Origin of the sequence: Bradyrhizobium sp. Leaf396 (assembly GCF_001424605.1) — a bacterium.
GTDB lineage: Bacteria > Pseudomonadota > Alphaproteobacteria > Rhizobiales > Xanthobacteraceae > Bradyrhizobium > Bradyrhizobium japonicum_C.
On the sequence record NZ_LMQJ01000021.1, the window covers coordinates 68,132 to 76,361 of the forward strand.

Sequence of the window (8,230 nt, forward strand, 5' to 3'; positions counted from 1 at the left end):
CACTCAACCTTCCGCACGGCGGCCGCCGCTGCGGACGAGGTCGTCGCTTTCGTCGACATGCCGCTGATATTGGGAGATCGCGCGGTTGGCCATGCGGATCCGGTTCGTCTGCCCCTCCTCGACCATCATGGTGATGCGCTGCGCCAGGAACACGCAGGCCTCGAACTCGTCGCGGATGGCGCCCGTACGCGCGAGAAAGTCCCAGGCGATCTCGTAAGCCTGCTCCGCGGCCGGGTTGCGATAGTCACTGAAGATGATGTGCGTCATGACAGGCAAAGCCGGACGGCACGCGATCGTTCCTGGGAATCGTTCCTGGCACTTGATGCCTCCCGGCTGCGACACGAAAAAACCACCGGCCCTGGTGCGCCGGTGGTTCGATAGAAGGATCGCGTGAACTACGCCGCCTGGCGCTGGTGCGTCAGGTACTCCATCGTCACCTTCTCGACATTGGAGTCGATCCAGGAAGCCATGCGTTGCTCCTCCTTCAGCGACGTCTCGAGCGGCGCCTTCGCCTCGGACATGCCGGCAGCGCCGCAGAGTGCGATGAGCGACTTGTAGGCGGCGATCTCGAAATTCTCGAACGCGTTGTTCGCGAAGGTGTTCTTGAGAATCTCGTCACCGGCAGCGGCGTGCGCCATGGCCTGCATGTTCGCCATCATCGACTGCGCCGTGTCCTTCAGGCTGGACGTGCTCTCGCCGCAGGCTTCCAGGCATTGTTCCAGCCGCCGCAGTTGCTCGTTGGTCTCCTGAAGATGCGCCGTGAGCTTCGCCTTGACCTCCGGATAGTCATCCAGCCGCTCCGACTGGCGCTCCATCAATTCGCGCGCCTGCACTTCCATCGCATGCGCATTTCGTAGTCCCACCACGAACGTATCGCGGGCTGCATTCGCCATATTCCTGTCCTCCGTTGACTGGCTTCCCTCCCGCAACAGGCAAGCAAGGGCCATTGTTCCTAAGAGGCCGTACTAATTGCCAACAGGAGGGTCCAACGATCTCACGCGCGTTCCGCCCGAAGGACCCGGCGCTAACCTGCGATAGCAAGACGCAGAACAGGCGTCGACGTCTGGAACGCCACCGACGCTCCGCGGTTCACAGCAGCGCGGGGTAGTGTCGCGAAGTTGCGCCCCCGAAGTCCGAGACAATGATGATCGACGATCCCACCGCTTCCGGAAATCTCCTGCCCCCGCGTCCTGGACACGGCCAGCCAGACAACAGTTCGGACGCATATTTCATGCAGATCCGCGATGACCTCGCGGACAAGGGATTCTTCACCGCGACCGCGGAGGAGCTGATCACTTGGGCCCGAACGGGATCGCTGATGTGGATGACGTTCGGACTCGCCTGCTGCGCTGTCGAGATGATGCAGATGTCGATGCCGCGCTATGACGCCGAACGATTTGGGTTCGCGCCACGGGCATCGCCTCGGCAATCCGACGTAATCATCGTGGCGGGCACCTTGACCAACAAGATGGCTCCCGCCTTTCGCAAGGTCTACGATCAGATGCCCGAGCCGCGCTACGTGATCTCGATGGGATCATGCGCCAACGGCGGCGGCTACTACCACTATTCCTATTCCGTCGTGCGCGGCTGTGACCGCGTGGTGCCGGTCGACATCTATGTTCCCGGCTGCCCACCGACCGCTGAGGCGCTGCTCTACGGGGTGATGCTGCTCCAGCAGAAGATCCGGCGAATGGGCACGATCGAAAGATAGCTGAACGCACCGAGGCCGGACATGACACAAATTCCCCTCTCCACCGCAGCAGAAGCGGAACATCCGCAATCCGATCTCGATCGCAACGACAGCACGCGGCAGATCGTCGCCGATGTCGCCTACCGGCAGCTTGCCATGGTCAACGTGATCTTTGTCGGCGTCGAAGGCGCCGGTGATGGCAACTGGGTGCTGGTCGACACCGGCATTCCCGGCTCGGCCCGTGCCATCCGCTCCGCCGCTGGCGCTCGGTTTGGCGGGCACGGCCGTCCGGCCTGCATCGTCATGACCCATGCTCATTTCGATCATGTCGGGGCGCTCGAAACGCTGGCTAACGAATGGGACGTGCCGGTTTATGCACATCACGCCGAGCATCCCTATCTCGACGGCACCCAGTCTTATCCGCCGGCCGATCCCAGCGTCGGGGGCGGGCTGATCGCCCGGCTCTCTCCGCTGTTTCCGACCCGGCCGGTCAACGTCGCATCGCACCTCTACGATCTTCCCTCGGATCACAGCGTCCCCTTCATGCAGGACTGGCGATGCATCCCGACGCCCGGCCATACGCCCGGTCATGTCTCGCTCTGGCGCGAGCGCGACCGCGTCCTGATCGCCGGAGACGCGTTCATCACGACGCGCCAGGAATCCGTCTACGCGGCGATGAGCCAAACGCCGGAGATGCACGGGCCGCCGATGTACTTCACACCGGATTGGGCGAGCGCGAAAACCTCAGTGCGCGAACTTGCCGCACTCGCTCCCGAGATCGTCGTGACCGGCCATGGTGCGGCGATGCAGGGCGCGGAAATGCGCACGGCGCTCAATGCCCTCGCCGAACGATTCGATGAGGTCGCGGTGCCTCCTGATCGGCAAGCATAGGAACGGTCCTCGGCCAGCGGGATTGGTTGTTCATTGCAAACCCCAAGGAGACACAACATGCGTAAGACAGTTCTGACGATCTTTACGGCTGCGGTACTGGCCGGCGCTACCGCCGGCGGAGCGTTCGCACAAGGCGCCGGCGGTGGTGGTGCTGGCGGTGGTGGCGCTGGCGGAGCCGGCGGCGGTGCGGGTGCCGGCGCCGGTGCGGGAGGCGGAGCGGGAGGCGCAGGTGCGGGAGCTGGCGCAGGCTCGGGCAGCGGCGGCGCGGGCGCGGGCTCCGGTGGCGGCGGTGGCATCACGCATGTGGAGCGTGGCGGACAAGGCGCCTCGAGCCCCCCGGGCATGCGCAACGAGACCACCCCACGATCGGATGGCACGACCCGGCGTTGAGGCGGCGGCGATCACCGTCCGCGGTCCATCTTTTTTCTAGTCGTGCGCATGAAAGCGGCCTCGGCGGATTTTTCCTCCGCCGGGGCCGCATTCGTATCCGGATTGCCGAAGGTATTTAGAAAGCGTCCAAGCCGCGGCGCGAAATGTTTAGGAACGCAACCTCCACCGTCTCATTGCGCCATTGCACCTAGCGCCAAGAAAAAGGAGTTGCGCATGTACTACTTCGACAAGCGGCTGCAATACCCGGTCAGGGTCGAGAAACCCGATCCGATCTTCGCCCGCCAGCTGCAACAGGCGATTGGCGGCGTGGAAGGCGAAATCCGCGTCTGCCTGCAATACTTCTTCCAGGCCTGGGGCGCGCGTGGTCCCGCCAAATATCGCGACGTGTTGCTCAACACCGCAACTGAGGAGATCAGCCACATCGAGATGCTGTCGACCGCAGTCGCATTGAACCTAGAGAACGCTCCGGCGACGATGCAGGAGAGCAGCATTCAGGGCAATCCGATCGTCGGCGCCGTGATGTCCGGCGGCGAGCGGCCGCGGCACGTGATCGAGGGCATGCTGCATCGGCATATCCTTTCGACGGGCATGGCGGCATTTCCGGCCAACTCCGACGGCGTTCCATTCGATTGTTCGCACGTCTATGCCAGCGGCAACCTCGCCGCCGACATGTATTGCAACGTTGCCGCCGAAGCTACCGGTCGGACATTGGCGGTGCGCCTTTACAACTCCACGAGCGATCCGGGCATGCAGGACATGCTCAGCTATCTGATCGCGCGCGACAGCATGCATCAGCAGCAATGGCTCGCCGTGATCGAGGAGTTGGGCGGAGATGCCTCGCTGCCGATTCCGAACAGCTTCGATCGCAGCAAGGAGGCGACCGAGTTCAGCTACATGTTCATGGGGACCGAACGCAACGGAGCGCCGCTGCAGCCAGGCCGCTATTGTGAAGGCCCGTCGCTCGACGGCCGCGGCGAATTCAGTTTCCGCCCTGGATTCGAACCGCTCGGCGACGAGCCCGTGCTCGGTCCGGCACGGCCGGACAGTGCCGCGCAGGTGGAGCAGATGCAGGAGCCACCCGTCACGAACGCGCTCACCTGAGCGTCGGCAAGCGAACCGCCATTCGGGTGACGGTCTGACGAGACGAGCTCAACCTCGCTCTGTCATTCCGGGCGCATACGTCGAAGCGCCCGGAATGACGGCGATCCGTCACCTCGTCATGCCGGCCACGTACGCCGCGAGCTTGTCCATGGTCTGGTAGCCGTACTCGACGGCGCCGAATCCGATCATGCCGTCGCGCTGCTCGGTGCTGGAAGTCAGCTGGCGCAACATCAGCACGGTCTTGCCGTTGCTCTGCTCGGAGAAAGTGACGGTGAAGCGGAACATCCCGGGATCCTGGTCCTGGTCGGCGCCATGATCCATCTCCATGAGCGATGGCCGCTCGATGCGGCGGAATCGCATGCGGTTCGGATAGACCGTGCCGTCGGGACCGATCATGTTGAAGCGCCAAACGCCGCCGACGCGGACGTCGATCTCGAACGTCTCGATCTTGAATCCCTTCGGCCCGAACCATTGCGGCAAGTGCTTCGGGTCGGACCACGCTTCGAACACCAGATCGCGTGGCGCGTCGATCACGCGCGACATCACGATCTCACGGTCGAGCGACCATTGCGACAGTGTGGGATTGGCAGAACTTGACATCACTCGGAACCTTTCCGTTTGGTTGTTCGGGACGGCCGCTTGGCACCCGCCCTCTCCTTCTCTTCCTTGAGCTTCATCACATAGGCTTCGAACCGGTCGAGCCGCGCCTCCCAGATCGCGCGCTGCCGCTGGAACCAATCCTCCGCGCCGAGAAGCGCGTCCGGGCTGAGGCGGCAAGTGCGCACACGGCCGGATTTCTCGGACTGAAGCAGCCCGCTCGTCTCCAGCACATGGATGTGCTTCATGAAGCTCGGCAGCGCCATGTCGAAGGGATCGGCGAGCTCCCCGACGGACGCCTCGCCGTCGCAGAGCCGCATCACGATCGCCCGCCGCGTGGGATCGGCGAGCGCTGCGAAGATCTGGTCGAGGCGGGACGATTGGTTAGCCATGAAGCTAACTATAGAGGCGCCGCGAGGCGGCGTCAATGATTGTTAGCTCAAAAGCTAAGTAATTTGTTTCGTCGACGCGCGGCGGCCGGCGTCAAACCGAGCGCGTGAGCCCGCCATCGACGCGGATGTTCTGACCGGTGATGTAGGCCGCGCCATCGGACGCCAGAAACGATATCGTCGCCGCGATCTCCTCGACCTTGCCGTAGCGCTTCATCGGCACGCTGTCGCGCCGCGCATCCTGCTGCGGCAAACTGTCGATCCACCCGGGCAGGACGTTGTTCATGCGGACATTGTCGGCAGCGTAAGTGTCTGTGAAGATCTTGGTGAAGGCGGCTAGCCCTGCGCGGAACACTGCCGAGGTCGGGAACATCGCGCTCGGCTCGAAGGCCCAGGCCGTCGAGATGTTGATGATGGCACCGCCCTTCTGCGCCTGCATCAGCGGCGTCACCAGTCGCGTCGGGCGGATCACGTTCAGGAGATAGGTCTCGAGACCGGCGTGCCACTGATCGTCGGTGATCTCGGTGATGGGCGCACGCGGCCCGTGCCCGGCGCTGTTGACGAGCACGTCGATCCGGCCCCACTTCGCCATCGCAGCGTCGACAAGGCGCTTCAGGTCGTCGTTCGACGTGTTCGAGCCGGTGACGCCGCACCCGCCGAGTTCGGCCGCCAGAGCCTCGCCCTTGCCCGACGACGACAGGATCGCGACGCGAAAGCCGTCCGCGGCCAACCGCCGCGCAGCCTCCGCTCCCATGCCGCTGCCGCCGGCGGTAACGAGCGCGACCTTCTCTGCTGCCATGACAGATCATCCCGTGTTGAGGCGAGCCGCAAGCTCGGCCTATCATGGGCCTTCTACAGCCAGACCTGTCGCCAGGTCCATGGTCCAAGGCGTCCATCATGAGCGGTTCGAGATGAGCGATCTGCAAATCCGCAATTTGCGCCCTGACGAAATCGCCATCGCCGTCGAATGGGCCGCGACAGAGGGCTGGAATCCGGGCCTTGCCGACGCGGACTGCTTTGCGATCCCCGACGCGCAAGGCTTCTTCGTCGGCGAGATCGATGGCGAGCCGGTCGCGACCGTCTCCTGCATCAATTACGACGACCGTTTCGCCTTCCTCGGCTTCTACATCGTGCGCGAGCGTTTCCGCGGCAGCGGCTACGGTCTGCGCATCTGGAACGCGGCGATCGCGCATGCGGGCGCCCGCGTGATCGGGCTCGACGGCGTGGTCGCCCAGCAGGACAACTACAGGAAATCAGGCTTTCGGCTTGCCCATGGCAATGTCCGCTATGGCGGCATCGTGGCCGCACCGTCGAAATCGCCCGTAGACATGGTCGCCTTGACCGGGATTCCGTTTGCAAGTGTTGAGGCCGATGACGCCACCGTATTCCCTGCCGCGCGCAGCGCCTTCCTGCGCGCCTGGATCCACACATCAGAGCATGTCGGCCGCGCGCTGCTGCGCGATGGCAGGCTGACCGCATGGGGCGTGATCCGGCCGTGCCGCACCGGGCACAAGATCGGACCGCTTGTCGCCGACGATCGCGCCGCTGCGGAAGCGGTGGCGCAGGCCTTGCTGGCAAGCACGGGCGGCGGTGAAATCTTCCTCGACGCTCCCGCCGTCAATGGCGAAGCGATCGCGCTCGCGGAATCCCTTGGCCTCAAGCCAGTGTTCGAGACGGCGCGGATGTATACGGGGCCGACCCCGCCGCTGCGCATCGACCGCCTCTTCGGCGTGACCAGCTTCGAACTAGGCTAGTTCAGTAGCAGCGCGTGATGTTCACGGTGTGCTCGCTGCCGCCGCGGCCGGGCACCGTCACCTGCTCTGTCGGGCAGCTCGGCACATAGGGCCGGTTCGACGGGACGACGTTCGGCGGAAAGCGATGCGTCCAGTCCCAGGGCACATCATACGTGTAGGTGTAACGCACGTCGGCAGAGAGCGACTGGCTCACATCGGCGAAGGGCTGGATGTAGCCGGCACGGTCGTTGAAGAAGCCGCCGCCGCCCGGCCAATAGACCCATGGAGCGCTGCGGCGGTGGAACCGGGCACCAGGCGCGACCGGCGGATGTGCTCCAATCGGCGGCGCGGTGGCGGTGACGACACCGGGCGCCGCGGCGACTGCAGGTCCGGCAGAGCTGTCATTTGCAGCAAGGAGCAGCGCGGCTGCGCTGAGCGAGGCGAACAACGCCCCATGTGATCTGGCAATCATGATACGCACCACACTCGTTTGGCTTAGCGATAGCGGCTCCCCGCGAGAGGCTAGGCCGGGCTGTCGCCCACCCGCAAACGTATAATTAATTATTGGTTAAGGCACGGGATTAACAGGGAACCGGGTGCGGCAGAACGCCCGGCATCCCGTCTCATCTCAGGGCACTTCGTTCCGCGGAACGTATCTCATAACCAGTTGATCGGAGTTGATTGCTCGCCGGCCGATGGCCCGGAACGCTCCCGCACTGCAACCGTTGGCCCCCGACACAAGCGAGGAGCATCTCCAATGCAGAACAAATCGAAACTCCTGTGCCTGATCACGGCATCCCTTATCGCGGGCACCGCGGCCGCTTCGGCGCAAGGCTACGATTGGAACGGGCCGCGCATGGGTTGGGACCGCGCCGCGCCCTCCTACGAACCCGTTCAACCGCGTGCATATTATCCGGATGTCGCGGGACCCTACGGCGCACTGAACGGCACCAACCATCCAACACCGAGTTCGACACAGGGCGACGTCGGTCCCGGCGGCAACAACAACGGCACGCTGACCGGCCGCTATCGCTGGTAACACAGCGCGACGTGAGGCCCACCGTTCGCAGGGATGGTGGGCCTTCGTGCGTCAGCGACCCAGCTACCCGCGAAGCAGTCGTGACATCGCCAAAGCCGAACGTTATCCCGCGGCAACAAAGCCTTGGCAGGCGATTGCACAGGATTCACGGGCGGCAGACCGCGCCGGGCTGGGTGTCCTGCCACGACCCCTTGCGCTGCCAGTCAGCAAGACACGCGAGTCCTAGGTCAATACGCAGCCGACAAAATATTCCGCTTTACAGAAATTCGGAAAAGACGTATTCATCGCCGCAACCCGGCCCGAGGAAGAGGGGCGTATCGCGATCGTCACGAACGCGGGCCGGGCGGCGGTGGACGCAGATGGCGTTGGCGCGAACGGATTTGCAGGGCGGGAGACCGTG

Annotated in this window: 12 protein-coding genes; 6 read left to right on the forward strand and 6 right to left on the reverse strand. The window is 64.2% G+C overall.

The genetic code is table 11. From position 1 onward, the window contains the following. Window positions 1–3: 3 nt before the first annotated feature. Window positions 4–267 (reverse strand): hypothetical protein, encoded by a 264-nt coding sequence (locus ASG57_RS19745; protein ID WP_024342837.1) that lies wholly within the window; start codon window positions 265–267, stop codon window positions 4–6. 128 nt (window positions 268–395) lie between these two features. Continuing rightward, window positions 396–893 carry a ferritin-like domain-containing protein gene (locus ASG57_RS19750; RefSeq protein WP_024342836.1) on the reverse strand — a complete coding sequence of 166 codons (498 nt, stop codon included), beginning with the start codon at window positions 891–893 and terminating at the stop codon, window positions 396–398. 251 nt (window positions 894–1,144) lie between these two features. On the opposite strand from ASG57_RS19750, the gene ASG57_RS19755 reads away from it, so the two are divergent. The 4 genes from ASG57_RS19755 (at window position 1,145) to ASG57_RS19770 (ending at window position 4,072) form a co-directional block, all read left to right on the forward strand. Then, complete coding sequence (locus ASG57_RS19755) at window positions 1,145–1,711, forward strand: NuoB/complex I 20 kDa subunit family protein (protein ID WP_024342835.1); 567 nt, start codon at window positions 1,145–1,147, stop codon at window positions 1,709–1,711. A 21-nt stretch (window positions 1,712–1,732) separates the two neighbouring features. Next, window positions 1,733–2,581, forward strand: a complete 849-nt coding sequence (locus ASG57_RS19760) for an MBL fold metallo-hydrolase (protein ID WP_057197092.1) — start codon at window positions 1,733–1,735, stop codon at window positions 2,579–2,581. Window positions 2,582–2,638: 57 nt separating this feature from the next. Continuing rightward, entirely contained in the window at window positions 2,639–2,971 is a 333-nt protein-coding gene (locus ASG57_RS38760; protein WP_200948569.1) for a hypothetical protein, read from the forward strand. Between the two features lie 213 nt (window positions 2,972–3,184). After that, window positions 3,185–4,072 (forward strand): manganese catalase family protein, encoded by an 888-nt coding sequence (locus ASG57_RS19770; protein ID WP_024342834.1) that lies wholly within the window; start codon window positions 3,185–3,187, stop codon window positions 4,070–4,072. 108 nt (window positions 4,073–4,180) lie between these two features. On the opposite strand, the gene ASG57_RS19775 is transcribed toward ASG57_RS19770, so the two are convergent. The 3 genes from ASG57_RS19775 to ASG57_RS19785 all read right to left on the reverse strand — a co-directional run bounded on the left by ASG57_RS19775 (window position 4,181) and on the right by ASG57_RS19785 (window position 5,857). Further along, entirely contained in the window at window positions 4,181–4,672 is a 492-nt protein-coding gene (locus ASG57_RS19775; protein ID WP_057197093.1) for an SRPBCC family protein, read from the reverse strand. After that, window positions 4,672–5,061, reverse strand: a complete 390-nt coding sequence (locus ASG57_RS19780; protein WP_057197094.1) for an ArsR/SmtB family transcription factor — start codon at window positions 5,059–5,061, stop codon at window positions 4,672–4,674. Before ASG57_RS19780 ends, ASG57_RS19775 begins: the two co-directional genes overlap by 1 nt. Before the next feature lie 91 nt (window positions 5,062–5,152). Next, window positions 5,153–5,857, reverse strand: a complete 705-nt coding sequence (locus ASG57_RS19785) for an SDR family oxidoreductase (RefSeq protein WP_024342831.1) — start codon at window positions 5,855–5,857, stop codon at window positions 5,153–5,155. Window positions 5,858–5,969: 112 nt separating this feature from the next. Between ASG57_RS19785 and ASG57_RS19790 the strand changes: the two genes are divergently transcribed. Continuing rightward, window positions 5,970–6,812: a GNAT family N-acetyltransferase gene (locus ASG57_RS19790; protein WP_057197095.1), complete on the forward strand. Its 843-nt coding sequence runs from the start codon at window positions 5,970–5,972 to the stop codon at window positions 6,810–6,812. A 1-nt stretch (window position 6,813) separates the two neighbouring features. On the opposite strand, the gene ASG57_RS19795 is transcribed toward ASG57_RS19790, so the two are convergent. After that, the gene (locus tag ASG57_RS19795; RefSeq protein ID WP_024342829.1) at window positions 6,814–7,263 is read right to left on the reverse strand and encodes a hypothetical protein; all 450 of its coding nucleotides are present in this window, start codon (window positions 7,261–7,263) and stop codon (window positions 6,814–6,816) included. A gap of 285 nt (window positions 7,264–7,548) precedes the next feature. Between ASG57_RS19795 and ASG57_RS19800 the strand changes: the two genes are divergently transcribed. Further along, on the forward strand, window positions 7,549–7,830 hold the full coding sequence (locus ASG57_RS19800; RefSeq protein WP_024342828.1) for a hypothetical protein: 282 nt from the start codon (window positions 7,549–7,551) through the stop codon (window positions 7,828–7,830). Window positions 7,831–8,230: the final 400 nt, after the last annotated feature.

Excerpts from the sequence above, each read along its gene's own strand:
- ASG57_RS19775 (WP_057197093.1), bottom strand. The coding sequence starts at position 4,672 with ATGTCAAGTTCTGCCAATCCCACACTGTCGCAATGGTCGCTCGACCGT.
- ASG57_RS19795 (WP_024342829.1), bottom strand. The coding sequence starts at position 7,263 with ATGATTGCCAGATCACATGGGGCGTTGTTCGCCTCGCTCAGCGCAGCC.
- ASG57_RS19755 (WP_024342835.1), top strand. The coding sequence starts at position 1,145 with ATGATCGACGATCCCACCGCTTCCGGAAATCTCCTGCCCCCGCGTCCT.
- ASG57_RS19745 (WP_024342837.1), bottom strand. The coding sequence starts at position 267 with ATGACGCACATCATCTTCAGTGACTATCGCAACCCGGCCGCGGAGCAG.
- ASG57_RS38760 (WP_200948569.1), top strand. The coding sequence starts at position 2,639 with ATGCGTAAGACAGTTCTGACGATCTTTACGGCTGCGGTACTGGCCGGC.
- ASG57_RS19800 (WP_024342828.1), top strand. The coding sequence starts at position 7,549 with ATGCAGAACAAATCGAAACTCCTGTGCCTGATCACGGCATCCCTTATC.
- ASG57_RS19790 (WP_057197095.1), top strand. The coding sequence starts at position 5,970 with ATGAGCGATCTGCAAATCCGCAATTTGCGCCCTGACGAAATCGCCATC.
- ASG57_RS19780 (WP_057197094.1), bottom strand. The coding sequence starts at position 5,061 with ATGGCTAACCAATCGTCCCGCCTCGACCAGATCTTCGCAGCGCTCGCC.
- ASG57_RS19770 (WP_024342834.1), top strand. The coding sequence starts at position 3,185 with ATGTACTACTTCGACAAGCGGCTGCAATACCCGGTCAGGGTCGAGAAA.
- ASG57_RS19760 (WP_057197092.1), top strand. The coding sequence starts at position 1,733 with ATGACACAAATTCCCCTCTCCACCGCAGCAGAAGCGGAACATCCGCAA.
- ASG57_RS19750 (WP_024342836.1), bottom strand. The coding sequence starts at position 893 with ATGGCGAATGCAGCCCGCGATACGTTCGTGGTGGGACTACGAAATGCG.
- ASG57_RS19785 (WP_024342831.1), bottom strand. The coding sequence starts at position 5,857 with ATGGCAGCAGAGAAGGTCGCGCTCGTTACCGCCGGCGGCAGCGGCATG.